This is a genomic window from Caulobacter sp. HJHS_5 (genome assembly GCF_056683955.1).
Genome location: NZ_JBWZNC010000006.1, coordinates 205,020 through 229,783, shown reverse-complemented (window position 1 = coordinate 229,783; position 24,764 = coordinate 205,020). Strand labels below are relative to the sequence as shown.

General features: G+C 68.6%; 19 protein-coding genes and 1 pseudogene. 10 read left to right on the top strand and 10 right to left on the bottom strand.

Translation table 11 applies throughout. The features are described from left to right. Positions 1-30 precede the first annotated feature (30 nt). From ACFLIT_RS13375 to ACFLIT_RS13355, 5 genes are all read right to left on the bottom strand, one after another. Positions 31-1,410, bottom strand: a complete 1,380-nt coding sequence (locus tag ACFLIT_RS13375; protein WP_479911744.1) for an amino acid permease — start codon at positions 1,408-1,410, stop codon at positions 31-33. A 12-nt stretch (positions 1,411-1,422) separates the two neighbouring features. Then, the gene (locus tag ACFLIT_RS13370; protein WP_479911743.1) at positions 1,423-2,928 is read right to left on the bottom strand and encodes an NAD-dependent succinate-semialdehyde dehydrogenase; all 1,506 of its coding nucleotides are present in this window, start codon (positions 2,926-2,928) and stop codon (positions 1,423-1,425) included. Further along, a complete protein-coding gene (gabT, locus tag ACFLIT_RS13365) occupies positions 2,925-4,211 on the bottom strand; it encodes a 4-aminobutyrate--2-oxoglutarate transaminase (protein ID WP_479911742.1) in 1,287 nt (428 codons plus the stop codon). Before gabT ends, ACFLIT_RS13370 begins: the two co-directional genes overlap by 4 nt. 273 nt (positions 4,212-4,484) lie before the next feature. After that, positions 4,485-5,219, bottom strand: a complete 735-nt coding sequence (locus tag ACFLIT_RS13360) for a hypothetical protein (protein WP_479911741.1) — start codon at positions 5,217-5,219, stop codon at positions 4,485-4,487. 101 nt (positions 5,220-5,320) lie between these two features. Then, complete coding sequence (locus tag ACFLIT_RS13355; RefSeq protein ID WP_479911740.1) at positions 5,321-6,556, bottom strand: S8 family serine peptidase; 1,236 nt, start codon at positions 6,554-6,556, stop codon at positions 5,321-5,323. Positions 6,557-6,680: 124 nt separating this feature from the next. Between ACFLIT_RS13355 and ACFLIT_RS13350 the strand changes: the two genes are divergently transcribed. Both ACFLIT_RS13350 and ACFLIT_RS13345 read left to right on the top strand, forming a co-directional pair. Continuing rightward, complete coding sequence (locus tag ACFLIT_RS13350) at positions 6,681-7,181, top strand: RNA polymerase sigma factor (protein ID WP_479911739.1); 501 nt, start codon at positions 6,681-6,683, stop codon at positions 7,179-7,181. Then, positions 7,178-7,966: an anti-sigma factor family protein gene (locus ACFLIT_RS13345; RefSeq protein ID WP_479911738.1), complete on the top strand. Its 789-nt coding sequence runs from the start codon at positions 7,178-7,180 to the stop codon at positions 7,964-7,966. The genes ACFLIT_RS13350 and ACFLIT_RS13345 overlap by 4 nt, the downstream gene beginning before the upstream one ends. 66 nt (positions 7,967-8,032) lie before the next feature. Here the strand turns inward: ACFLIT_RS13345 and ACFLIT_RS13340 are convergent, their stop codons facing one another. After that, on the bottom strand, positions 8,033-9,766 hold the full coding sequence (locus ACFLIT_RS13340) for an arylsulfatase (RefSeq protein ID WP_479911737.1): 1,734 nt from the start codon (positions 9,764-9,766) through the stop codon (positions 8,033-8,035). A 350-nt stretch (positions 9,767-10,116) separates the two neighbouring features. Here ACFLIT_RS13340 and rhaM point away from each other — a divergent pair, with 350 nt between their 5' ends. After that, a complete protein-coding gene (gene rhaM / locus ACFLIT_RS13335) occupies positions 10,117-10,449 on the top strand; it encodes an L-rhamnose mutarotase (protein ID WP_479911736.1) in 333 nt (110 codons plus the stop codon). Here rhaM and ACFLIT_RS13330 read toward each other — a convergent pair. Both ACFLIT_RS13330 and ACFLIT_RS13325 read right to left on the bottom strand, forming a co-directional pair. Then, on the bottom strand, positions 10,433-13,039 hold the full coding sequence (locus ACFLIT_RS13330; protein ID WP_479911735.1) for an alpha-L-rhamnosidase: 2,607 nt from the start codon (positions 13,037-13,039) through the stop codon (positions 10,433-10,435). The two genes, rhaM and ACFLIT_RS13330, sit on opposite strands and share 17 nt — an antisense overlap. Before the next feature lie 19 nt (positions 13,040-13,058). After that, positions 13,059-14,342: an MFS transporter gene (locus ACFLIT_RS13325; protein ID WP_479911734.1), complete on the bottom strand. Its 1,284-nt coding sequence runs from the start codon at positions 14,340-14,342 to the stop codon at positions 13,059-13,061. A 273-nt stretch (positions 14,343-14,615) separates the two neighbouring features. On the opposite strand from ACFLIT_RS13325, the gene ACFLIT_RS13320 reads away from it, so the two are divergent. After that, positions 14,616-15,389, top strand: a complete 774-nt coding sequence (locus tag ACFLIT_RS13320) for a DeoR/GlpR family DNA-binding transcription regulator (protein WP_479911733.1) — start codon at positions 14,616-14,618, stop codon at positions 15,387-15,389. Here ACFLIT_RS13320 and lldD read toward each other — a convergent pair. Together lldD and ACFLIT_RS13310 are read right to left on the bottom strand one after the other, a co-directional pair. Then, positions 15,386-16,528: an FMN-dependent L-lactate dehydrogenase LldD gene (gene lldD, locus ACFLIT_RS13315; RefSeq protein WP_479911732.1), complete on the bottom strand. Its 1,143-nt coding sequence runs from the start codon at positions 16,526-16,528 to the stop codon at positions 15,386-15,388. The two genes, ACFLIT_RS13320 and lldD, sit on opposite strands and share 4 nt — an antisense overlap. Further along, on the bottom strand, positions 16,525-17,940 hold the full coding sequence (locus ACFLIT_RS13310; RefSeq protein ID WP_479911731.1) for an FGGY-family carbohydrate kinase: 1,416 nt from the start codon (positions 17,938-17,940) through the stop codon (positions 16,525-16,527). The genes lldD and ACFLIT_RS13310 overlap by 4 nt, the downstream gene beginning before the upstream one ends. Positions 17,941-18,038: 98 nt before the next feature. On the opposite strand from ACFLIT_RS13310, the gene ACFLIT_RS13305 reads away from it, so the two are divergent. From ACFLIT_RS13305 to ACFLIT_RS13280, 6 genes and pseudogenes are all read left to right on the top strand, one after another. Beyond that, positions 18,039-20,156: a bifunctional rhamnulose-1-phosphate aldolase/short-chain dehydrogenase gene (locus tag ACFLIT_RS13305; RefSeq protein WP_479911730.1), complete on the top strand. Its 2,118-nt coding sequence runs from the start codon at positions 18,039-18,041 to the stop codon at positions 20,154-20,156. A 12-nt stretch (positions 20,157-20,168) separates the two neighbouring features. Further along, positions 20,169-20,259 (top strand): annotated as a pseudogene (locus tag ACFLIT_RS13300) (hypothetical protein); the annotation flags it as partial. Positions 20,260-20,288: 29 nt separating this feature from the next. Beyond that, on the top strand, positions 20,289-21,581 hold the full coding sequence (locus tag ACFLIT_RS13295; protein WP_479911729.1) for a sugar isomerase: 1,293 nt from the start codon (positions 20,289-20,291) through the stop codon (positions 21,579-21,581). A 569-nt stretch (positions 21,582-22,150) separates the two neighbouring features. Further along, entirely contained in the window at positions 22,151-23,533 is a 1,383-nt protein-coding gene (locus tag ACFLIT_RS13290) for an aminotransferase class III-fold pyridoxal phosphate-dependent enzyme (protein ID WP_479911728.1), read from the top strand. Then, positions 23,520-24,251, top strand: a complete 732-nt coding sequence (locus tag ACFLIT_RS13285; RefSeq protein WP_479911727.1) for a haloacid dehalogenase type II — start codon at positions 23,520-23,522, stop codon at positions 24,249-24,251. Before ACFLIT_RS13290 ends, ACFLIT_RS13285 begins: the two co-directional genes overlap by 14 nt. Positions 24,252-24,269: 18 nt before the next feature. Further along, positions 24,270-24,761: an Lrp/AsnC family transcriptional regulator gene (locus tag ACFLIT_RS13280; protein ID WP_479911726.1), complete on the top strand. Its 492-nt coding sequence runs from the start codon at positions 24,270-24,272 to the stop codon at positions 24,759-24,761. Positions 24,762-24,764: the final 3 nt, after the last annotated feature.

The window sequence follows — 24,764 nt, the reverse complement described above, 5'->3', positions numbered from 1 at the left end:
CGCATCCTCAGCGAACTGCGGGTTTGGCGATCAGCCGGCGGCTTTGCGTTTGCGTGACCGCACGAGCGCGTAGGCCACGAGGGCGACCAGCGCGCCGAACAGGCTGGCGTAGAGCTGCACGGCGAGATCGGGCTTGAACAACATCGACGCCAGGACGCCGACAATGGCCACGATCACCGCCCAGCTGAGACCCGGAAAGAGCCACATGCGAATGATCAGGCGCTCAGGTTCGTTGGCCTCTATCTGCTTGCGCAGCCTTATCTGCGCGAAGGCGATCAGCAGATAGATCATCAGCATGGTCGCGCCCGAGGCGTTGACCAGAAAGGCGAAGACCAGGGTGGGCGAGATGATCGAGGCGACCACGGCGCCATAGCCGAACAGGCTGCCGATCAGGATCGCCCGGGCCGGCACCTGCCGGCTGTTCAGCTTGATCAGCGACTGCGGAGCTTCGCGCCGAGCCGCCAGGGTGAACAGCACCCGCGACGTCACATAGAGGCCGGAGTTGAGGCAGGAGAGCACGGCCGTCAGCACGATGAGCTTCATCGTGAGCGCCGTGGCGGGCACGCCGATCTGGTCGAGCGCGGTGGCGAAGGGCGAAGTGCCGGGGGTGATCTCGTTCCATGGCTTGATCGCCAGGATCAGGGCCATGGACAGCACATAGAAGAGCACGATCCGGATCGCCACCGAGGTGGTCATCCGCGCGATGGTCTTGGCGGGCTCTTTCGATTCCGCCGCGGCGATGGTGGCGATCTCCGCGCCGCATAGGGCGAAGATCACGGTGGTGACGCCCGAGACCACCGAGCCGAAGCCGTTGGGCATGAAGCCGCCGGGCGCGCTGTAGAGGTTCTGGAAGCCCCTGATCTCCGTCGGTGCGAAGCCCAGCAGGTAGCCCGCGCCGATGACGATGAAGACGATGATCGCCGCCACCTTCAGCGAGGCGAACCAGAATTCGAACTCGCCGTATGACCGGGTGGACATCAGGTTCACCGCCGTCATCAGCACCATCAGGATCAGGCCGATCTGCCAGACCTCGAGCGGAATCCATTCCTTCAGCAGGGTGGCGCCGGCGATGGCCTCGATGGCCACCACGACCACCCAGAAATACCAGTAGAGCCAGCCGCTGGTGAAACCGGCCCAGTCGCCGAGACCCAGCCGCGCGAACTCCGTGAACGAGCCGATCCCGGGGGTCGCGGCGGCCATTTCGCCAAGCATCCGCATGACGCAGAGGATCACCAGGCCCGCCACGACGTAGCTGATCAGAATGGCCGGGCCGACAGCCGCTATCGCCGCGCTCGAGCCGACGAACAGGCCGGCGCCGATGATGCCGCCGATCGAGATCATCGCCACGTGCCGGCTGGCGAGGCCTTTTCCGAGTTGCGGTTCGTCGCCAGGGGATGATGCGATGGTCACTCTGTCACTCCGTTACGCTTGCGGCCCGGCGGACTGGTCGGGCGTCACTTCGATGCAGAGCGATTTTGTTTCGAGGTAGTCCTCGACGCCCAGGTAAGATCCCTCCCGGCCGAAGCCGGACTCCTTGATGCCGCCGAAAGGCGCAGTTTCGCTGGAGATAAGACCGGTGTTGACCCCGACCATGCCGTATTCCAGCCCCTCGCCCATGCGCCAGCTGCGCGATAGGTCGCGCGTGAACACATAGGCCGCGAGCCCGGCGGCGGTGTCGTTGGCGATACGTAAGGCCTCGGATTCGTTGTCGAATCGGATCAGCGCGGCCAGCGGGCCGAAGGTCTCTTCGCGCGCCACGCGGGCGTCGGCGGGCACGCCGATGAGCACCGTCGGCGGGAAGAACAGCCCCTCCCCCGCCGCGCCGCCCAGGATCGCTTTCGCCCCGCGCGCCAGGGCGTCGGCGACATGCTCGCCCACCTTGTCGACCGCCGCCTGGTTGATCAGCGGCCCTTGCTGGGTCTCGCCCGCAAGCCCGTCCCCGATGGCGTAGCGACCCACCCTCTCGGCGAGGCGGGCGGCGAAGGCGTCATAGACGCCTGACTGCACGAGGATGCGATTGGCGCAGACGCAGGTCTGGCCGGTGTTGCGGAACTTCGAGGCCAATGCCCCGTCGACGGCGGCTTCCAGGTCGGCGTCATCGAAGACGATCAAGGGCGCATTGCCGCCGAGTTCCAGCGAGACCCGCTTGACCGTGCCCATGCATTGGGCCGCCAGTTTCTTGCCCACCGGGGTCGAGCCCGTGAAGCTGAACTTGCGCACGCGCGGATCGCCGGTCAGCACGCCGCCGATCGGCGGTGCGTCCCCGGTGACGACGCTGAACACCCCCGCCGGTACGCCGGCCTCCTGCGCCAGCGCCGCCAGGGCGAGGGCCGAGAACGGCGTGAGTTCGGACGGCTTCAGCACCGCCGTGCACCCCACGGCCAAGGCGGGCGCGATCTTTCGGGTGATCATCGCCGCCGGGAAGTTCCAGGGCGTGATCGCGGCCACGACGCCGACCGGCTGTCGCACCACCAGCAGTCGTTTGTCGGGCAGATGACCGGGGATGGTCGCGCCATAAACCCTTTTGGCCTCCTCGGCGAACCACTCGATGTACGACGCCGCATAGGCGATTTCGCCGCGCGCCTCGGCCAGAGGCTTGCCCTGCTCGGCGGTCATCAGCCGGGCGAGGTCCTCCTGATTGGCCATGAGCAGATCGAACCAGCGGCGCAGCACCGCGCCGCGCTGCTTGCCGGTGAGCGCGCGCCAGGCGGGACCGGCGGCGTGGGCCGCCGCCACGGCGCGTTCCGCCGCCTCGGCTCCCAGGTTGGGCACGACGCCCAGGGTTCTTCCGGTCGCCGGGTTGGTCACCACGATCTGCGCCTCGCCGGACTCCCAGGCGCCCGCGATGAAGCAGGCTTCGCGCAACAGGTCGGGCCGCGCGAGCGCCAGCCTCGCCCGTTCGGCCTCGCCGGGATGGAGCGCCGTCACGAGGCGGCCGCCACCAGGGCGCGCTCGAGGCAGTCCAAGCCCTCGTCGATGACGGCGTCCGAGGCCGTCAGCGGCACGAGGATGCGCACCGTCTCGCTGTGTACGCCGGCGTTGAGCACGACCAGCCCCTCGCCCAGCGCCAGGGCGGTGACTTTCTTGGCGGTCGCCCCGTCCGGCTCGAACGCGCCCCGGGTCTTGACGATGTCGAAGCCGACCATGGCGCCGGGTCCGCGCAGAGCGCTGATCGGCACGATGTCGTTGCGCTCGGCGAGCTTCGTGATCCGCCCCTTGATCCTGGCGCCGATGGCGTCGGCGCGGGCGCAAAGCTGCTCTTCCTCGATGATGTCGAGCACCGCGAGGGCGGCGGCGCAGGCGACGGGCGAGCCGCCATAGGTTCCGCCGAGGCCGCCGGGTTCCACGGTCTCCATCAGCGCCGCCTTGCCCACGACGCCCGAAAGCGGGAAGCCGCCGCCCATCGACTTGGCGATGGCGACGAGGTCCGGCTCCACCGGCCAGTGCTCGCAGCCGAACATCTTGCCGGTGCGGGCGAAGCCCGTCTGCACCTCGTCGGCGATCAGCAGGATGCCGTGCTCGTCGCAGATGGCCCGCAAGGCGGTCATCAGTTCCGGCGGCGCGGCGTTGAAGCCGCCTTCGCCCTGCACGGGCTCGATGATGATCGCCGCCACGCCGGCCGGCTCCACGTCGGCGGCGAACAGGAAGCGGAGCGCCTTGAGGCTGTCTTCGACCGACACCCCCAGATAGGGCGCGGGGAACGGCACGTGGAACACCCCCGGCACGCTCGGACCGAATTGCCGCTTATAGGGCGCCACCTTGCCGGTCATCGCCATCGACAGGGTCGTGCGGCCATGGAAGGCGCCGGTGAAACAGATCACTGCCTGGCGGCCGGTCGCAGCGCGCGCGATCTTGATGGTGTTCTCGACGGCTTCCGCGCCGGTGGTGAACAGGATGGTCTTCGCCGGCCCCTCGAACGGCGCCACGGCGCTCAGCCGCTCGCAGAGCTCGACATAGGATTCGTAAGCGGTGACCTGAAAGGCGGCGTGGGTGAAGCGCTCCAGTTGCTCCCGCACGGCGGCCATCACGCGCGGGTGGCGGTGACCGACATTGAGCACTGCGATGCCGCCCGCGAAGTCGACGTACCGTTTGCCTTCCACGTCCCACAGTTCGGCGTTTTCGGCCCGATCGATGAACACCTGGGTCGCGCTGGCGACGCCGCGAGGAACCGCCGCGCCCCGACGGGCGAGTAAGCTGGAATTGTCTGTCACCTAGGAACCTCGGCACTTGCAACGCGCCCCGAGTTTCCTTCGCCGCCATCGCCGCCGGGAGATGCCAAGTATGGTGCGGGTGGTGACTCCCAAGCACCATCGCGTTGATGCCTCCGCGGCGAACGCCTTCGCACAAGCGATCTTTTTACCGCGGCGCTTTCATGCAGCGGCTCGACGCTGGCGCGATCACACGCCGCCCTGACGAGGCGTCAGGACGGCGTGGCCGGATCCAGGCTCCCTTCCCTCGACGGAGCGCCCGCTCTGTCGGATGGATCAGTTGCCGCCCGAGGCGGTCGCGTTCGCCGAGGCCGAGGCGCTCGCGCCATTGCGTTCGGCCGACAGGGTCAGCGAGCCGCCGCCGTTGGCCGAACCGGACGACAGTGCTCCGCCGCCGGAACCGCCGGCCGAAGCCGAGGCGTCCTGCGTCGAGGCCGAGCCGCCGCCGGAACCGCTCAGGCTGGCCGAGCGGGCCGCGCCAGCCGCGCCCGTCACGGCGCCGCCGGCCTGAGCGGCTCGATCTCGGGCGTTCGCGGCGATGTTGGAAAGCCCGGAAGTCAGACCGCCGGCGTCCGACGCATCGCCGCCGCCCCGGGCTGTGACGTCGCCCGAGGCCGCGCCTGAGGTCGTGCCCGACGCGCCCGAACCGGCAACCGATCCCGTGGCGGCCAGGGCGCCCGTCGCATCCGGATTGGCCGCGCTCGCCGCCCGGCGGGCTTTACTCCCGACGCGGCCGACCGTGTCCGTCGCCGTACGCCCGGCTCCCGTGGCGCGGTCGCGCACGGTGTCGCCCGCCCCACGGACGCGCGACATCGCCCCGCCCAGGTCGGGGGCGCCGATTTGGCCGGAACCGCCCAGCAGGCCGCCGGCCGAACCGGTCAGACCTCCCAGGCCACCGGACAGGTTGCCGCCACCGGACAGGCCGCCGCCCAGCAGCTGGGCTTGAGCCGACGAGACGGACAGAGCGCCGACCAGGGCGGCGGCGGTCAGAAAGAGAGTGGGCTTGAACATCGTCTTATCCTTCGAGGCTTGCCGCGCCTTGTCGGCGCTTCCACCCGGTCCAACGACGGGTCCGCCACGATCCATCCCGAACCCGCGATTTTTTTCAGCGGCTATCGCGCGGCGCCGACCCATCCCTTGCCGAACACCGGATCCGGTCCGGCCGCCCCGAGGTCGGCGGCAAGGGTGGCCAGCGCCGCCGGATCAGGCTTGGCCGCCAGGCGCGCGGCGACCACGGGGGCCGCGTAGGAGGTGCCGCGCACATTGGTCGAGCCTCCGCCGGGCGCGGCGACCCTTACCCCCGAACCAAGCGCGGCGAAGTCGATGTGAGCCGCCTTGCCCGCCTCGGGCAGCAGACGTCCCCTGGCGTCCACGCCGGTGACGGCCACCACTCCGGGATAGGAGGCCGGATAAAGCGGCGGCGCCGCCGGACCGTCGTTGCCGACCGCCGCCACCACCAGGCAACCTCGCGCCAGGAGCGCCGCCACGGCCGCACGCAGGGTGGCGTTGTCGGGGCCGACCAGGCTGATGTTGACGACCGGCGCCTTGACCTGAGCCATCCAGTTCAGCGCCCCGACGATCGCCGAGGCCGAACCGCCGGTCGGCCCGGTCCCATAGACGTCGGCGGCATAGATCCGCGATCCCGGTCCCAGGCCGCCATAGCCCTTTCCAGCCAGCAGCGAGGCGACCGCGGTGCCGTGCCGGCTGGCTCCGCCGCCGCCCGGCGCGAAACCGCGCTGCTCGATCACGACCCCCTCGAAGGCCCGATGCTTCCGATCGACGCCGCCGTCCAGCAAGCCGACGCGGCCGGCGGGCAATCGCGGGAGCTGAGGCGCGACAGGCGCATTCGCCGCGTTTCCGTCCGCCCCGGCGTAGAGATGGTTGAAATCGTAAGCGCCGCCCGGGTCCCCCGCCCGAACCTCCTGCACGGCGGCCCGCACGTTCATTCCGGCGGGAGGGTGCAGCACGACGAGGCGCAGGCCCAGGGCGTCCGCCCCCTCGTCGCGCGCGACCGAAAAGCCGGCCGCGACCAGTCGCGCCAGCGCCTCTTCGCTGGGTTCGATGGCCAGCACCTCGTCCCGGACCACTGCCTGGCCACGGTCGTCGAAGTCCAGCGCACGGCGGTTGGCGCGGACGAGGCCGGCCAGACGATCCAGGCGCAGGTCGGGCAGGTCCAACGCCCGCACCGCGCCGCCGACCCGATCCAGCGGCTCGCTCGCGGTCTCGCCCACGCGCCCCAAGGCGTCGCGTAAGCCCGGCGCGACGGGCAGGCCCGGCAGGACCTGGGCCCCCGCGGTGGCGCTCAGGGCCAGCGCTCCAACGGTGCCGAGGATCAACCGTGCGCTCATTCGTCTCTTTGATGCGCCGCCGCCGAGCTTGGCCAGACCGCGCGGCGGTGAAATAGATGGCTGCATGCTGGATGAAACGTCCGGGCCGGATCGTTCTATCCAACGAGAACAAGAAGGCGGAATCTTGGACGCATTCCAGTCGCAGCTCGTCGCTCACGCCCCACGCTTGCGGCGGATGGCGCGCGCCCTGGCCCGCGATCCAGCGGACGCCGACGATCTTACGCAACTGACGCTGGAGCGGGCCCTGCTTCGGCGAGATCAGTGGCGTCCCGAGACGCGGCTCGACAGCTGGATGTTCCGGATCATGAAGAACGCCTGGATCGACGAAACACGCCGACGCTCGCGCTGGAACAGGGTCACGGCCGCATCCGAGCAGGGCGAGTTGGCCGCCGATCCGGCTTCGGCCACCCTGGACGCGCGGCTGGGCCTTTCGGCGGTGGAACGGGCCATGGCCGCCCTGCCCGACGATCAGCGTATCGCCGTCGCCCTCGTGCTGATCGAGGGCCTTTCCTACGACGAAGCCGCCGCCGTTCTGGAAGCGCCGGTCGGCACGGTGACCAGCCGCCTCTCGCGCGGGCGCGCGGCCCTGCAGGCCGCCTTGATCGACCAAGGAGCTCGACCGTGACCGATCCGCTCAGCTTCGACGATGAGACCGTCGCCGCCTATGTCGACGGAGAGCTGGACCCGGCGACGCGCGCGTTGGTCGACGTCGCGGCCAAGAGCGACGCCGGCCTCGCCGCCCGCCTGAAAGCGCAGCAGGACCTCAAGGCGATGCTGGCCGGTCACTACGGCCCCATCGCCGAGGAACCCCTGCCCGAAAGCCTGATGCGGACCATCCGGGCCGGCGCGCCGGCGCCGGCCGAGGTCGTCGACCTGACCGCCCGCCGACGTCCGGGCGCCGCGGCGAACCCGCGGCGGCCGCCTTTCCGCCTGCCCGCCTGGGCCGGCATGGCCGCCTGCCTGGTGGTGGGCGTGACGATCGGGCGGATGGCGCTACCCACGTCGGTCGCCCTGACGGGCGGCCGCGAGCAGGTGCTGGTCGCCTCCGGGGCGCTCGCCCGGGCGCTGGACGGCCAGCCCGCCGCCGACACCTCCGGTCCGATCCGCATAGGCCTCAGCTTCCGCGATCACGAGGGCGACTATTGCCGGACGTTCCAGCCGAACGGCCGAGAGGGACTGGCGGGTCTGGCCTGCCGCGAAGCCGATGGCTGGCGCCTGCGTATCGCCGCTCCCGTCGACGCCGCGACCTCGGCCGCCTATCGCACCGCCGGATCGGAAACACCGCCAGCGGTGCTGTCCGCCGTCGATGCGCTGATCGCAGGCGCGCCGCTGGACGCCGCGAGCGAAGCGAACGCGCTCACCAGCCACTGGCGGCGCTCACCGTCTCCCGGCACATCCGAGGGCGGCTGAGGCGGATACAGGCTTTCCCATCGGCTTGCAGCGACGCGTTCGCGCCCTGGGGTGCATCAGTGTGGACTAACCCGCGGGCCGCGGCGGCGGCGGCGGGCGTCGGCCGCCCAGGTAGAACTCGGCCAACGGCAAGGCTCCGAAGCGCCGGGCCTCGCCCTCCCAGACCTGCTTCAACTGCGCCAGCTTTTCGGGGAACTGAGCCGCCACGTCCCGTGACTCCGAATAGTCGACCGCCACGTTGTAGAGTTCCCATTGGTCACTCTCGAACGGCGTGCCGTTCTTGTGAATGGCGATCGCCTTCCAGTCGCCGTCGGTGATCGCCCGGTTGCCGCGCATCAGGTAGAACTGCCGCGTCCGCGCGGACGGCGCCCGCGCGCCGGTGAAGCTGGCGCGAATGCTGGCGCCATGCAGGGGCGTCTGGGTCACGCCCTTCAGTGTCGGCGGAGCCGTCACGCCCGCCGCATCGAGGGCGGTCGGCGTGATGTCGATCATTTCGACGTACTGGTGACGGATCGCGCCCCTGTCCTTGATGGTCTTCGGCCAGGTGACGATCAGCGGATCGCGCGACCCGCCGCCGAACGGCCACAGCTTGTAGCGCTTGAACGGCGTCGCCCCAGCCCACGCCCAAGGCCGCTGATAGAGCGCCGAGGACTCCGGTCCTCCGAGGTCATCCAGCCGCGCCGCCATCTGATCGACGGTCATGGTCCCGCCGTATGGCCGATCAAAGCCGCCGGTCAGCCCGGCTTCCGGCGCCGCGCCGTTGTCGGACATGAAGAAGATCAAGGTGTTGTCGTACTGCCCCGTCGCCTTCAGGTGATCGATCAGACGGCCGATCTGGGCGTCGGTGTGCTCGATGAAGCCGGCATAGACCTCCATGAACCGGGCGAACACCTTGCGCTGCACATCGCTGAGGCTGTCCCACGCGGGATCGTCGGCGTCGCGCGCCGTCAGCACGGTGTTTTTCGGAATGATCCCGAGTTGCTTCTGGCGGGCGAAGCGCGTCTCGCGCAGCTTGTCCCAGCCGCCGTCGTACTTGCCCTTGTACTTGTCGATGTAGCTCTTCGGCGCCTGGATCGGCGAGTGGGCCGCCCCGAACGCGAGATAGAGGAACGACGGCTTACCGGCGGCCTGATCCTGCTTCAGGTAGTCGATCGCGCGCCCGACGATGGCCTCGGAAACGTGAAATCCGGGCGGGGCCGGGGTGGTGATCGGGGCGTTCCCCTCGTTCATTCGGCCGCCGAAGCCCTGCTCCAGCGGCTCCCACTGGTCGGTCCAGCCGGTGAGGAAGCCGTAGGCGTTGTCGAAGCCCTTGCCCTTCGGCCAGTTCGAGTGGTCGGTCGCCCCATCGGCATACTGGTTGGGCGGCAGCAGGTGCCACTTGCCGACCGCGCTCGTGCCATAGCCCGCGGCCTGCAGCATCTCCGCGACGGTGCCCGCCGAAGTCGGAATGAATCCCATCGAATGGGCGGGCGTTTGCGGCGTTGGGTTGGCCGGCAGGTCCATCATGCCGACGCTCTGGTTGTTGCGCCCGGTCAGCAAGGCCGCGCGGGTCGGCGAGCAGATCGCCCGCGTGTCGAACCGGTTGTAGCTCAGACCATCGGCCGCCAGCCTGCTGATGTTGGGCGTCGAAATCTCCGAGCCGTAGGGCGCGAGGTCCGCGAAGCCGACGTCGTCGAGCAGGATGTAGACAATGTTGGGTCGCTGGGCCGGGCCGGCGGCCATCGCTCCGCCCGCTCCCAGCATCGAGGCGGCGGCGGCGCCGGCCATCAAGGACCGGCGGCTGAGGCTGGCGTGCGGCATGTTCAAGGTCCTGGCGCTCCCATCATTTTTTGCAGACCGACCCACCGGCTCGCGCCAGGGAGCGAAAGTCGAATTTCGAGGCGTTCCGTCGGAACCCCGCACGCGCGCCGAGCAGCATTGGCTTGCCGGGTCGCAGTCGTCCTATCGCAAGACCCCCGCGGCCCGCGAAGCGCGCCGATATTCTCATTCTCCGCGAGCGTTCAAGACCTTGAGTCAGCAGACCGCCGACACCTCACATACTTCCCGAAAAAACTACAGATCGCGGCGTACGCCTCCGGCTGGATCGTCGGACCATGTAGGAACGCTCGCAGCCATCGTTCGAGACGGACGTGCGAACTTGAGGGAACACATTGGCCACCACCAACACCGTCGCCTTCAGCATGCAACTGAACCCCGGCTGCGAGGCCGAGTATCGGCGACGGCACGACGATATCTGGCCGGAGCTGAAAGCCGCCCTGCTGAACGCCGGGGTGGTCGATTACCGCATCTTCCTGGAGCCGGGCTCGAACCGGTTGTTCGCCGTGTTGACGCGCCGCGACGATCACGGCCTCGACGCGCTGCGGGACAGCGGCGTGATGCGCCGCTGGTGGGCGATGATGGCGGACATCATGCAGACCAACCCCGATGCCTCGCCGGTTGAGACGGCGCTGGAGCCGATGTTCGTGCTCAGCGCGGAAGGCTGAAGGTTAGGCTGTGGCGGCCTGAGCCCAGGGTGCGGACCTGCCCGACCGGCGGCTCGAAGCGGCACAGGGCGCCGGGGGGCGCCTCGACCTCGACGGTGACCGTATCGCTCGCACGGCGCCAGGCGATGGCGGCGCGGCCGTAGGGCGTCTCGATCGAGGCCTCGGCATGGTCGAGCCCGCCGCCGGGCTTGGGCGCGAACACGATCGTCCCGTAGCCCGGATCGTCCGACGTCGGGCCAATGCCGGCGACCGAGCGGTAGAGAAAGGCCGCCACCGCGCCATAGGCGTAGTGGTTGAAGCTCATCATGGTGTTGCCCTCGCCGGCCATGTCGCCGCGATGGATCGAGCCGTCCTCGCGGATGGCGTCCCACCGCTCCCACATCGTCGTGCCCCCGCGGTCGATCTGGTAAAGCCAGCCAGGGGCTTTGCGGTTGAGCAGCAGCTTCCAGGCGGCGTCGGCGCGGCCGTGATCGGCCAAGGCCGGCAGCACCAGGGGCGTGCCCAGGAAGCCGGTGGCGACGCGCCCCTCCGATCGCTCGACGAGATCGGCCAGGGCCGCGACGGCGCGGGCGCGCTGGTCCGGGGGAACGATATCGAAGGCGATGGCCATGGCCGCGCCGGTCTGGGTCGTCAGCGCCTGTTCGCCCCACGCCGCCCAGGCGGCCGCCGCGACGGCGCGACTGAGGGTGCGATAGTTGTCGGCGGCGGCGAAGTCGCCGAGCACTTGAGCCGCTTGGGCCACGGCGGCCGCGCTGCGGGCGAGATAGCAGGTGGCGATGTAGTCGCCGGACGTGGTCGCCTGCTCCGGGCGTTCCGGCGGCGCGCCCGGGTCCAGCCAGTCGCCGAGCTGGAAATCGCCGCGCCAGGCGCCGTCCGGCCCGAGGCGCGAGGCGCCATAGTCAACCCAGCGCCGCATGCTGTCGAACTGGGTGGCCAGGATGGTCGGGTCGCCGAAGGCCTCATAGAGCGCCCACGGGGTAAGCGTCGCCGCATCGCCCCAGCCGACGCCGCCGTACTCGAACTCGTGGCCCTGGATGACGTTGGGGGCGGTCGAGGCGACATTGCCGTCGGCCCGCTGCTCGGCCGCGAGATCCTTCAGCCAGCTTTCCAGGAAGGCGCGGGCGTCGGCGTTCATGCAGGCGGTGGGGGCGAAGACCTGAATATCGCCCGCCCAGCCCATGCGCTCGTCGCGCTGCGGGCAATCGGTGGGCAGGGCCAGGAAGTTGCTTCGCTGCGACCAGAGCACGTTCTCGAACAGTTTGTTCAGGTCCGCGTTGGCGCAGGCGAACGCGCCCGTCTCCTCGAGGTCCGAGGTGATGACCAGGAGCTCGACGCTCTCGATCTCGACGCCGGGGCTGCAGGCGATCTCGCCATAACGGAAACCATGAAAGGTGAAGACCGGCTCCAGCACGACCGTCGCCTCATCGGCCAGGATGTAGGCGTCCACCGACTTCGCGCCGCGCAGCATGGCGGTATAGGGCCGACCGGCGTCGTCCAGCACCTCGGCGTGGCTGACCTTGATCTCGTCGCCCGCCCTGCCCCGCGCCCGCAGGCGGAAAACGCCGCTGAGGTTCTGCCCGGTGTCGATCAGCAGGGTGTTCCAGGCTGTGGGGAACGCCTCGACGGCGCGCGTCTGGATCACCCGAACGGGCGGCGCCGAGCGTAGGGCGAGGCCTTCCGGCAGGCCGAGGGCGACCACGGGCTCCCAGGCGGAATCGTCGAAGCCCGGCTCTCGCCAGCCGGCCTCGTCGAGGCGCAGGTCGATGGTCGAACCCTGGTAGAGGTCGGCCATGCGGATGGCGCCTGTTCCGCCGCGCCAGGACTCATCGGTGGCGACGGTCAGGCGCGACCCATTAGCCTGTTCGATCTCCAGCTGGGCCAGCAAGGCGGTGGTGTCGCCGTACACGCAGCGCTTCAGGTACCAGGTCAGATCGCCCCGCCACCAGCCGTCGCCGACGGCGGCGGCGATCACGTTCTCGCCCTCGACGAGCAGCGCGGCGACGTCGTGCGCGGCGTAGAGCAGGCGCTCGGAATAGACCGTCCAGCCCGGCTCCAGCAGGGCGTCGGTGACCGGCTTGCCGTTGATCCAGACGCTGTTGACGCCGAGCGAGGTCAGGTAAAGCCGCGCGCTCCTGGGCGGCCCGTCGAGATGGAAAGACCGGCGCAGCAAGGCGGCGGGGCCGTGCTCCTTCAGACCGGCGTTGGACCGTGGGCTGATCGGGCGAGCCGTCCAATCGGCGGCTTCGAACAGGGCGGCCTCGACGCGCACCGGATCGCTCCAGGCCGTGCGGCCTTCGGCGGTCCAGACCCGCACCCGCGCCCAGCGCACCTCGCGGCTTCGCAGCGGCGCCGCTGGCCAGGCGGCGGCGATGGGGCTGTGGGTTGCGACAAACCCAGAGCTGGCGGGCGAAGCGAAGTCCGCCGTTGCGGCGACCTCGATCTCGTAGCCGCGCTGGCGCACATCCGACCGGTCGGCGGCGAGGCGCCAACTGAGCGCCGGCCGAAGCTCGGAGCAGGCGATGCTCCCCCGGGCGTCGCGCGTGCGCAGGTCGACGGGCCGGACGCCGGCGTCAAGGGCGGGCTCACTCATACGTGAATCCTTACAGGTTTCAGGCGGCGCGGGCCGCCTCGATCTCTTCCAGCGACTTGCCCTCGTGCCGGGGCGCCCAGATCGTGCCGATCAGACCGCTGGCCGCCAGGAAGCCGACGAGAATCCAGGCGAGGGTGTGGAAACCGGTCGCCGTAAGCATCGGCACGAAGAAGCTGAAGATTCCCAGTCCGATGCGGACCACCGCGAAGGTGATCCCCTGGGCCGTGCTGCGATTGAGCGTCGGGAACAGCTCCGAGCTCCACAGCTGGAAGAACGACTGCGCGCCGAAGCCGCCGCCGATGGCGAGCATCACCGCGTAGATCAGGGCGACCGGCAGGGTGAGAGGGAAGATGGCCAGCACGGCCATGCCCACCACCTGGATCGCGGCGGCGATGCCGAACAGCAGCCGCTGGTTCACCTTGTCGGAGAGCTTCATGAAGATGAAGTAGATCGACAGCATCGAGATGGTGAAGTTCACCGCCTGAACCGCCACGCTGGTCGCCTGGCTCTGCGAGCCCACCGTGCGCAGAATGTAGGGGAAGAAGAAGCCGTTGGTGCCGGCCCACAGGTTCCAAAGGCCGTACATGGCGATCAGGAAGGCCATGGCGCCGAGGTTCTTTCGGTTGAACAGAACCTTCCACGAGCCCTTCGACGCGCCCGTATCTCTCGCCGCCTTCGCCTCCTCCCAGAGCTTCGATTCCTTCATCTTCGAGCGCATCGCGGTCAGCACCAGGGCGATGACCACCAGGTGCGCGAAGACGATCCGTGCGCCCAGCAGCCCCAGCGGCGCCAGCAGGAAAGCCATGATCAGCACCACGACGGGGCCGGAGTACCAGAGCACCTGGGCGACGCCGCTGTGTCGGCCACGCGCCCGCTTGGGGGCCATTTCGGCGATCAGCGACCAGGAAGCCGGAATGTCCGCCCCCACCGCCAAGCCGACCAGCACGAAACCGACCAGGATCATCCACGGCGCCATGGCGAAGACCAGCCACAGCATGCCGAAGGCGTAGAACAGCATGTCGTACTGGTAGATTTTCTTGCGACCGTACTTGTCGCACAGCCAACCGCCGACCAGGGCGCCGACGCCCGCGGAAATGGCGTTGGCGCTGAAGGCGCCCAGCAGGCCGACGAAACTGGGCGTCAGCTTGTAGGCTTCGGTCCAAAGCGCCAGGGCCACCGCGCCCGCGACGATCGAACCGGCGTCGATGTAGTTGGCCAGGCCGGCCAGGATGGTGTTGCGCCAGTCTTCGCGCGTGCCGTGCTCGGCGGCTTCGACCGCGCTCGCCATCGATTCCGAGGTCATGCCTGGCGTTCCCCCGCGCATGTTCGCGCTTATGCTTGTCGTGGATGCTCATATTTGACGTAATATGATCGCATGTCGAGCGCTATTCGGCCTGCGCGGCCCGATAAGGCCGTCGGCGACCGCGACATCGCACCTGCTAAGGACGCATTTTAGGGCTGGAAACCGAAGGCTTCGGAGCCAAACGCTCAAAGATGATCGTTTGCGGCGACGCGTGCGCTTGAAACCGTCGAAACCCCGGAACATACCTAGCGCTCAGGCCAAGGGGACTTTGGGATGCACGCGACCGAGCGTGAGCGCGCGATCACCGACATCCTCAAGACGCGCGGCTTCATCGCCTTCCGCGACCTGGAAACCTTGATCGACGCCTCCCCCGCCACCCTGCGGCGCGATCTCGAACGCATGGCCGGCGAGGGCCGGCTGGTGCGGGTGCACGGCGGCGCGCGGTTGGCGGAGAGCAAGGCCGACGAGGCGCAGCACCTCAGCGGCCCGCCCTTCCACGTCAACGTCACGGTCAATCGCCGGCAGAAGGAAGCCATCGGCCGCGCCGCCGCCGGCCTCTGCGCGCCGGGCGAAGGGGTGATGATCAACGGCGGCTCGACGACGCTGCAGATGTGCGACCACCTCGACGGCCTGAACCTGCAGGTGCTGACCAATTCGCTGCATATCGTCAGCGCCCTCGCCCACCAGGCCGGCACGCGAATCCTGGTGCCCGGCGGCGCGCTGTTCAAGGAACAGAACATCATCCTGTCGACCCGTGGCGAGGACAACATGCCCCGCTTCCACGCGCCCAAGCTGTTCCTCGGGGCGGCCTCGGTCGGCGCGGGCGGGGTGATGGAGCCGGACCCCGTGTTGGTGAATTCCGACCGCCGGTTCATCGAGCGGGCCGAGGAGATCATCCTTCTGGTCGACAGCTCGAAGTTCCAGGGCCTCTCCGGCCACGTGGTCTGCGACCTCGACGAGATCGACGTGGTGGTCACCGACGACGGCCTGGAGGACCGCCACGCCAGGACGCTGGAGGCCGCGGGCGTGAGGCTGATCGTCGCCTAGCGGACCAGAATATCGCGCGTAATCTGGTCGACGCGGGTCACGCCGGTCAGCGACATGGCCACCCGCATCTCCGCCTCGATCAGCTGCAACACATGGGCGACGCCGGTCTGGCCGCCCCCGGCCAGGGCATAGGCCCAGGCCCGGCCGAGCAGCACGCCCTTGGCGCCCAGCGCCAGCATCCGCACCACATCGAGGCCCGAGCGCACCCCGCCATCGGCCAGCACGGTCAGATCATCCCCCACCGCGTCGGCGATGGCCGGCAGGGCCGCGGCCGTCGACAGCACGCCGTCGAGCTGACGGCCGCCGTGGTTGGAAACGATGATCCCGTCGGCGCCCAGCTTCACCGCCTCGCGGGCGTCCTCGGCGTCGAGCAGGCCCTTGATCACCAGCGGCCCGGTCCATTCGGAACGGATGAACTCCAGCTCCTTCCAACTGATCGACGGATCGAAGTTGTTGCGCATCCAGGCGAAGAAATCCTCGAGCCCCGAGTTCTCGCCCAGCACCGGGGCGACGTTGCCGAGGCTGTGCGGCCGGCCGTGGACGCCCACATCCCACGCCCAGACGGGGCGCTTGATCGCCTGCCAGGCGCGGCGCAGATCGCCGGCGAGACCGGCCGCGCCAGCCAGGCCTGAGTGATAGTCACGGTAGCGCGAGCCCGGCACCGGCATGTCGACGGTGAACACCAAGGTGGAACAGCCCAGCTCCCGCGCCCGGACCAGGAGGTCGCGCATGAAGGCCCGATCACGCAGCATGTAGAGCTGGAACCAGAAGGGTTTCTGGACAGCCGCCGCCACCTCGTCGAGCGAGCAGGCCGAGACGGTGGAGAGGCAAAACGGCACGCCGGCGGCCTCGGCGGCGCGGGCGGCCTGGGTTTCGCCGCGACGGGCGTTCATGCCGGCGAGACCGATAGGGCCGAGGGCGACCGGCATGGCCAGATCCTGGCCGAGAATGCGGGTCGTCAGCGACAGATCGGAGACATCGCGCAGCACGCGCTGGCGCAGGGCGATGTCTTCCAGTTCGGCGACGTTCCGCTTCAGCGTCACCTGGGCGTAGGAGCCGCCGTCGATGTATTCGAACAGGAAATGCGGCAGGCGGCGGCGGGCGAGCTCGCGGTAGTCGATGGCGGAGGCGGCCTTCACGCGGCCAGCTCCGCGCTCCGCGCCTCGCGGGCCCAAAGGGCGGCGTAGGCGGCGATGTCCTCACCCAGCGGCGCGACGCGGACGAGATCGCCCGGCGGCTTGAGCGTCGGATCGATCAGGCGCAGCGCGCCATAGGACACGTCGGTGTGGGCGTTGGAGACATAGACCGCCATCTCCGGCCGCAGCGACGCCAGGGCGCGGACAATGACCTCCGCCTCGGCGAATCGCCCCTCCACGAGGAGCACGCGCCGGGCGCCGATCAGATCGAGGGCGGCGTCGGCGACCAGGGCGACATAGAGGCAGACGGCGGCGCGGCGGGCGTAGGGGTCGTCCGGCCGGTTCACCCATCGCCCTTCCCCGTGCGGGAACGGCCCGAAGCCGGGGGCGAAGGTCGGCAGCACGCGCGCGCCGCCGGCCAGCACCTGCGGCAAGGCGGCGACGAGTTTCGGCTGGTCGGGCTTGATGTCGATGCGCTGCGGATCGACGGCGCTGAGGATCTCGATTTCGCGGCCGCCCATGAATCGCGCCGACGGCGTCGCCGCGCCGAAGGCGTCGACATTGACCAGGCAATCGCGGGCCTCGGTCAGCACCGGCGGGGCGTCGACGCCGTCCGACCGCCGCATGGCGACGAACCAGGTGCCGGTCGACAGCACGGTGGCGTCGCCGTCGGCGATCTGCGGAAAGCCGCGCGCCGCCAGCAGGGCGGCGTTGGAGTCGTGCAGACCGCAATAGATTCGCACATCGGCCGGCAGGCCCGTGCGTGCGGCCCAGTCGGGGGTGATGACGCCGATGACGTCGCCCGCCGCCGCCAGGGGCGCGAAACGGTCGGCCCAGCCGAGAGCTTCGGCGAGACGCGAGGGGCGGCCTTCCGCGGGTCGCCAGAGATCGGTGTGGCACCCCAGGCTGGTCACCTCGCTGCGGGCGACGCCGCTGAGGCGCCAGGCCCAATACTGCGCCCAAGGCAGGATCTGGGCGTCGCCGGTGAAGGCGTCGGGGCGCAGGCGCTGCAGGTGGAAGAGCTGGGCGCCGAGGTTCAGGCCGTCTGGCAGGGCCGGCGAGCCGGTGGCGGCGAAGGCGTCGCGTCGGGCGTCGTAATCGGCGCGCACATCGGCGGGGATGGCGGACTCATAGTCCATCGGCGGGCAGGCCAGCGCGCCATCCTTGACGATGGCGGCGGCGGCGCCATGGCCGACCGGCACGATTGCGCTGATGTCGCCGTGCGCCGCGAAGTCGGTCAGGGTCTCGGCGATCCAGGCGTCGACGCCCTCGACGTCGAGCGCCCGATAGCCCTCGGCCTCGACGCGGAGATTCGGCCGCGAGGCCCGCGCGACGGGCTCGCCCCGCGACGTCCAGAGGCTGAGCTTGGCGAGAGTCTTGCCGACATCCAGCACGGCCACCAATCGTTCGCTCACCCAGGGACCTCCCCATTTTGATCGATACCTATCGGTTTTGATTGAATGAGACCAGACCGTTCGGTAAGGAAAGCCTCTCTCAGGGAGCTTAGACGACCATGGCGGACGACCTTTCGGCGGTGACGGGCCAACCCGAAGCCCTCCTCTTCGCGGTCCCGCGGAGCCGCTGGGATGACACGGTCGCCGCCACCCTGACTCCGGAGCAACTGCTGCTCTACCGCTCCAATCTGCTGGGCTCGGACCTCACCGTCACCAACTTCGGCGGCGGCAACACCTCCGCCAAGCTGACCGAGACCGACCCGCTGACCGGCGAGGCTGTCGAAGTCCTGTGGGTGAAAGGTTCGGGCGGGGACATCGGCTCGATGAAGCTCGACGGCTTCTCGACGCTCTATCTCGACAAGTTCCGCGCCACCGAGCGGCTCTATCGCGGCGTCGAATTCGAAGACGAGATGGTCGGCTACCTGCCGCACTGCACCTTCAACCTGAACCCGCGCGCCGCCTCCATCGACACGCCGCTGCACGGCCTTCTGCCCTTCGCCCACGTCGATCACGTGCACCCCGACGCCATCATCGCCCTGGCGGCGGCCATCGGCGGCGAGCAGGCGACGAAGGAGATCTGGAACGGCGCCATCGGCTGGCTGCCCTGGCGCCGCCCGGGTTTCGAGCTCGGCGTCGAGATCCGTGAATATGTGAAGGCCAATCCGGGCCTGCGCGGCGTCATGCTGGCCGGCCACGGGATCATCTGCTGGGCTGAGACTTCGAAGGCCTGCTACGACAACACCATCGCCCTGATCGCCGATGCGGCCGCCTATCTGAACAAGCGGCTGACCGGAAAGCCGGCCTTCGGCGGCCAGGTCGTCGCCCCCCTGGCCGCGGCCGAGCGCCGCGCGGCCGCCGCCCGCCTGATGCCGAAGCTGCGCGGCCTGATGATCGGCGAGCGCAGCAAGGTCGGCCACTTCTCCGACGACGCCGAGAGCCTGGAGTTCGTGGGCTCGGGCGACTTCGCCCGTCTGGCGGCCATCGGCACCTCCTGCCCCGACCACTTCCTGCGCACCAAGATCGCGCCGCTGACGCTCGACCCGGCGAGGCTGGACGACACCTCTTACCTGAGCGAGGCCCTGGCGCAGTACCGCGAGGGCTACGCCGCCTATTACGGCCGCTGCGCCGGTCCGGCCGATCCGAAGATGCGCGATTCCAACCCGATCGTGGTGCTCGTTCCCGGCGTCGGCCGCATCACCTTCGCCGCCGACAAGGTGACCGCCCGCCTGGCCGGTGAGTTCTACGGCAACGCCGTCAACGTCATGCGGGGCGCCGAGGTGATCGGCGGCTATCAGGGCCTCGACGAGCAGGAAGCCTTCAACATCGAGTACTGGGCGCTGGAAGAGGCCAAGCTGCAGCGCATGCCCAAGCCGAAGCCGATGGTCGGCAAGGTGGCCCTGGTCACCGGCGGGGCTGGCGGCATCGGGGCCGCGACGGCCCGCCGCCTGCTGAGCGAAGGCGCCTGCGTGGTGCTGGTCGACCGCGCCGCCGACGCCCTGGCGGAAGCCCAGGCCGCCATGGCCAAGACGTTCGGCAAGGACGTGGTCCGCTCGGCGGTCTGCGACGTGACCGACGAGGCCCAGGTGCAGGCCGCCTTCGACACGGCGGCCGTGGAGTTCGGCGGCCTCGATATCCTGGTGGCCAACGCCGGCATCGCCTCCTCGGCGCCGCTGGAGGAGACCACCGTCGCCCTCTGGCGCAAGAACTACGACGTCCTGGCGGAAGGCTACTTCCTGACCTCGCGTGCGGCCTTCCCGCTGATGAAGGCGCAGGGCGGCGGCTCAATCATCTTCATCGGCTCGAAGAACGGCCTCGCGGCCGCGACCAACGCGTCGGCCTACGCCTCGGCCAAGGCGGCCTCGCTGCACCTCGCCCGCTGCCTGGCCCTGGAAGGGGCGCCCCATGGCATCCGGGTGAATTCGGTGAACCCCGACGCGGTGATCCGCGGCTCGCGCATCTGGGACGGCGACTGGCGTCAGGAACGCGCCGGCGCCCACGGCATCGACCCGGGCGCGGAGCTGGAGGAGCATTATCGCAAGCGCTCGATGCTGAAGCGCGACGTGCTGCCGGAGGATGTGGCGGAAGCGACCTACTTCCTGGCTTCGGACGCCTCGGCCAAGTCGACCGGCAATATGATCAATGTCGACGCGGGCAACGCCCAGGCCTTCACGCGATAGTTCAGCGGCGAAATCCTCGTCCTTCGACAAGCTCAGGATGAGGATTTCGACTGATAAGCCGAGCTAAAAGAGCCCTCATCCTGAGCCTGTCGAAGGACGAGGGTGGGCCAAGAACAAGATCACGAGGAAACGATGAGCGCCCCGCCCCTCTCCGCCGAACAGATCGCCGAGCATAATGCAGCCAACGCCGCCGCCCTCGGCGACGACTACGGCAGCCTCGGTCGCCAGCTGGAGCGTCGCGGGATCGACATCGGCGCGATCAAGGCCAAGGTCGCCGCCTTCTCGGTGGCGCTGCCGACCTGGGGCGCGGGCCGCGGCGGCACGCGGTTCGCCAAGTTCCCCCTGGCCGGCGAGCCGACCAACATCCATGAGAAGCTGGCCGACTGCGCGGTCGTCCAGCAATTGAGCCGCGTGACGCCCCGCGTCTCGCCGCACTTCCCCTGGGACTTCGTCGACGACTACGCCGCCCTGCGCGAGGAGGCCGCGAGCCTCGGCCTCGGCTTCGACGCGGTGAACTCCAACACCTTCCAGGACCAGCCCGGCCAGCCGGTGAGCTACGCCACCGGCTCGCTGTCCTCCACCGATCCGAAGGCCCGCGCCCAGGCGGTGGAACATAACATCGAGTGCGTCGAGATCGGCCGGAAGCTGGGCTCGCGCGACCTCACCGTCTGGCTCGGCGACGGAACCAACTTCCCCGGCCAGCAGGACCTGACCGCCTCGTTCGACCGCTACCTCGACAGCGCCTCGCAGATCTACGCCGCCCTGCCCGACGGCTGGCGCATGCTGCTCGAGCACAAGATGTACGAGCCGGCGTTCTATTCGACGGTGATCCAGGACTGGGGCTCGTCGATCCTGGCCGCCCAGGAGCTGGGTCCGAAGGCGCGCTGCCTGGTCGACCTCGGCCACCACGCGCCGAACGTCAACATCGAGCAGATCGTCGCCCGACTGAACCGGTTCGGGAAGCTCGGCGGCTTCCACTTCAACGACTCCAAGTACGGCGACGACGATCTCGACAGCGGCTCGATCAATCCCCACCAGCTGTTCCTGGTGTTCAACGAGCTGATCGAGGCCGAGTTGAACTCAAAGGGCGAGTTCGACCCGGCCTATATGATCGACCAGTCACACAACGTGACCGACCCGATCGAGAGCATGCTGTCGTCGGCGGAAGCCATCGTCAGCGCCTACGCCAAGGCCTTGTTGGTCGACCGCGCCGCCCTGGCCGAGGCGCAGGAGCGCAACGACACCATGATGGCCTTCCAGGCCCTGCGCCGCGCCTACAAGACCGATGTCTCGCCCCTGGTCGCCCAGGCCCGCGTCGACGCCGGCGGCGCATACGACGTGCTGGCCGTCTATCGCGACAGCGGCTGGCGCGACCGCAAGGCCCAGGAACGCAAAGCTGTCGGCCTGGGCGCCGGCATCGTTTGAAGGGCGAGCATTCAGGCTCGGCCGGCAAGTCTCCCCAGCCGACGGCTATGCGCCGAGATGGAGCGTCGTCTGCTTGCCGTCAGAGCGGTTGGGCCATCGCGGTTCTTGGGTGGGTCGGCGAACTCGATGCCGTTGTGGCCGGACGCCTTCGGACATGAAGGCCGTTATATCTGTTTCTGTTGCCATTTCTGGAAATCCCCGGACGCCATCGACATCCGGGGACTCGAGAGTGGTAGTGAGCTCAGTCGGACGCTATCGTCCCGCTACCAAGCTGACGGTTATTCACGTCGCGCCTCCCCAGGCGTCGGGGCTCAGGTTGACACTCATCGCGCAGCCCAGCCGAACAACGCGCCGGCGCGCGCGACGCTTCGAAGAGACCTCATTTCTGGTCGGGGATCGCGCCTAGACGCCGGGCCGATTTCGCCGGCCTCGAGACCGCGGCGTTCTCCGCGGCAGAAAATGCTGCGGCCGGACTTCAATTCGACGTTTTAGCCACCCCTCGCCCCGGCGATCCGAAGTCGATGCGCAGCACGACGGGATAATCTGCGCTGACTTAGTAGGGGAACCGGATGCTCACCAATTCACTGCTCGAGCTCGACCGCGACCACTTGATCCACTCGGTGGTCAATTGGACCGATCACGAGCGCCGCGGGGTCACCGTCCTGCAATCGGCGGATGGGGTCTATGTGACGGACATGGAAGGGCGCACCCTTCTCGACGCCTTCTCAGGCCTCTGGTGCGTCAACGTCGGTTACGGTCGACAGAGCATTGTCGAGGTCGCCGCCGAGCAGATGTCGCGTCTGCCCTACGCCACCGGCTATTTCCACTTCGGCGCCGAGCCGACGATCCGTCTGGCGGCCAAGCTGGCCGAACTGGCGCCGGGCGATCTGAACCATGTGTTCTTCACCCTGGGCGGCTCCGACGCGGTCGACACCGCCCTGCGCTTCATTCGCTACCACGCCAACGTGACCGGCCAGCCGGGCAAGAAGCACATCATTTCATTGGATAAAGGCTATCACGGATCCAGCACGACCGGCGCGGGCGTTACCGGCCTGTCGGGCTTCCATCAGAACTTCGACGTGCCCCTGCCCTTCCAGCACAAAATCCCTGCCGCCTATCCGTATCGCCACCCGGCCGGCGCCGACGACGCCGCCCTGATCGCGTTCTCGGTCAAGGCCCTGCACGACAAGGTGGCCGAGATCGGCGGGCCGGAGCAGGTCGCCGCCTTTTTCGCCGAGCCGATCCAGGGCTCGGCCGGCGTCATCGTGCCGCCGAAGGGCTGGCTGACCGCCATGCGTGAAGCCTGTCGCAAGATGGACATCCTGTTCGTCGCCGACGAAGTGATCACCGGCTTCGGCCGCACCGGCACGATGTTCGGCTGCGAGCATGAGGATGTGGCCCCCGACATCATGACGCTGGCCAAGGGACTGACCTCCGGCTACTCGCCGATGGGTGCGGTCCTGCTGTCCGAAAGAATCTACCGCGAGATGCGCGACGGAGCCCCGGCGGGGAGCGCCATCGGCCACGGCCTGACCTACTCGGGCCACCCGGTGAGCGCCGCCGTTGGCCTGGAGGTGCTGCGCCTCTACACTGAGGAGGGCGTGGTCGCCAACGGCGCCCGGGTGGGCGAGCGCTTCGAGCGCCGCCTGCGCGAGGTGATCGATCATCCGCTGGTCGGCGACGTGCGCTCGCGCGGCCTCCTGGCCGGCGTCGAGCTGGTGACCAGCAAGGCGAACAAGACCAAGCCCGATCCCTCGCTCGGCCTTCCGACGTTGCTATCGAAGATCGGCTACGACAACGGCCTGATCTTCCGCGCCTTCAACGACGGCGTGGTAGGCTTCGCGCCGCCGCTGAACTGCACCGACGACGAAATCGACATGATCATCGAGCGCTTCAAGACCACTCTGGACGGCGCGCTGAACACCAAGGAGATCCGCGATGCGCTTGACTGATTACAAGGCGCTGACTTTCGACTGCTACGGCACCCTGATCGACTGGGAGTCAGGTATGATCGCTGGGCTCAAGGGCCTGACCTCTAAGGTGAAGCGCGACCTGAGCCGCGACGAGATTCTGGAGGCGCACGCCCGCCACGAGTCCGAGCAGCAGAAGCAGACCCCAGGCAAGAAATACTCGGAAATTCTGCCGATCGTGTACAAGCGCCTCGCCGAGCAGTGGGGCGTATCCTACACGGTAGACGAATGCGAGGCCTACGGCCTGTCGGTGCGCGACTGGCCGGCGTTCCCGGACAGTCCCGGCGCGCTGCAGTATCTCAAGAAATTCTACAAGCTGATCATTCTGTCGAACGTCGACAACCGCACCTTCTCGTTCAGCAACGAGAAACTGGGCGTTGAATTCGACGCGATCTATTCGGCTGAAGATATCGGCGCTTACAAGCCGGCCGACGCCAATTTTGACTATATGCTGGCCCATGTCGGCGATCTGGGCTTGCAGAAGTCGGATCTGCTCCACACTGCCGAAAGCATGTTCCATGATCATGCACCGGCGAACCGCTACGGCATCGCGAATTGCTGGATCTACCGGCGCCACGAGCAGGACGGTTTCGGCGCCACCATGAACCCGGGCGACATGCCCACCTACGATTTCCGCTTCACCTCGATGGCCGAGCTTGCGCAGGCTCACCAGGAAGCGTTGCGCGCCGTAGGCGACTAGAGGCCTTACGCGAGACCGATGTTCAAAGCCCCGAAGCTGGACCGTATCGATATCAACATCCTGGCCGAGCTGCAGAAGAGCGGCCGGATGACCAACGCTCAACTGGCCGACAAGGTGGGGCTCTCAGCCAGCCCCTGCCTCGCCAGGGTGAAGCGCCTGGAGGATAGCGGTTACATCACCGGTTACGGGGCCAACATCAGCTTGGCGAAGCTGGGCTCGGTGCAGATCGTCTTCACTTCCATCACCCTCTCGGACCACAAGCTGGCGGACTTCACCAAGTTCGAACGCGGCATCCTGGATTTCGAGGAGGTGGTCGAGTGCCACCTCGTGAGCGGCGGCTTCGACTACATGGTCAAGTTCGTCGTCCGCAACGTCGGCGATTATCAGGAAGTGATCGAGAAGATCCTCGAGAAGAACATCGGCATCTCGAAATACTTCTCCTACATCGTCATCAAGAGTCCGATCTCGAAGGGCTATGCCTCGGTGAAGAGGCTGACCCGGGGCGACTGAGCC

Excerpts from the sequence above, each read along its gene's own strand:
- ACFLIT_RS13360 (WP_479911741.1), bottom strand. The coding sequence starts at position 5,219 with ATGTTCAAGCCCACTCTCTTTCTGACCGCCGCCGCCCTGGTCGGCGCT.
- ACFLIT_RS13355 (WP_479911740.1), bottom strand. The coding sequence starts at position 6,556 with ATGAGCGCACGGTTGATCCTCGGCACCGTTGGAGCGCTGGCCCTGAGC.
- ACFLIT_RS13340 (WP_479911737.1), bottom strand. The coding sequence starts at position 9,766 with ATGCCGCACGCCAGCCTCAGCCGCCGGTCCTTGATGGCCGGCGCCGCC.
- ACFLIT_RS13330 (WP_479911735.1), bottom strand. The coding sequence starts at position 13,039 with ATGAGTGAGCCCGCCCTTGACGCCGGCGTCCGGCCCGTCGACCTGCGC.
- ACFLIT_RS13325 (WP_479911734.1), bottom strand. The coding sequence starts at position 14,342 with ATGACCTCGGAATCGATGGCGAGCGCGGTCGAAGCCGCCGAGCACGGC.
- ACFLIT_RS13320 (WP_479911733.1), top strand. The coding sequence starts at position 14,616 with ATGCACGCGACCGAGCGTGAGCGCGCGATCACCGACATCCTCAAGACG.
- ACFLIT_RS13305 (WP_479911730.1), top strand. The coding sequence starts at position 18,039 with ATGGCGGACGACCTTTCGGCGGTGACGGGCCAACCCGAAGCCCTCCTC.
- ACFLIT_RS13295 (WP_479911729.1), top strand. The coding sequence starts at position 20,289 with ATGAGCGCCCCGCCCCTCTCCGCCGAACAGATCGCCGAGCATAATGCA.
- ACFLIT_RS13290 (WP_479911728.1), top strand. The coding sequence starts at position 22,151 with ATGCTCACCAATTCACTGCTCGAGCTCGACCGCGACCACTTGATCCAC.
- ACFLIT_RS13285 (WP_479911727.1), top strand. The coding sequence starts at position 23,520 with ATGCGCTTGACTGATTACAAGGCGCTGACTTTCGACTGCTACGGCACC.
- ACFLIT_RS13280 (WP_479911726.1), top strand. The coding sequence starts at position 24,270 with ATGTTCAAAGCCCCGAAGCTGGACCGTATCGATATCAACATCCTGGCC.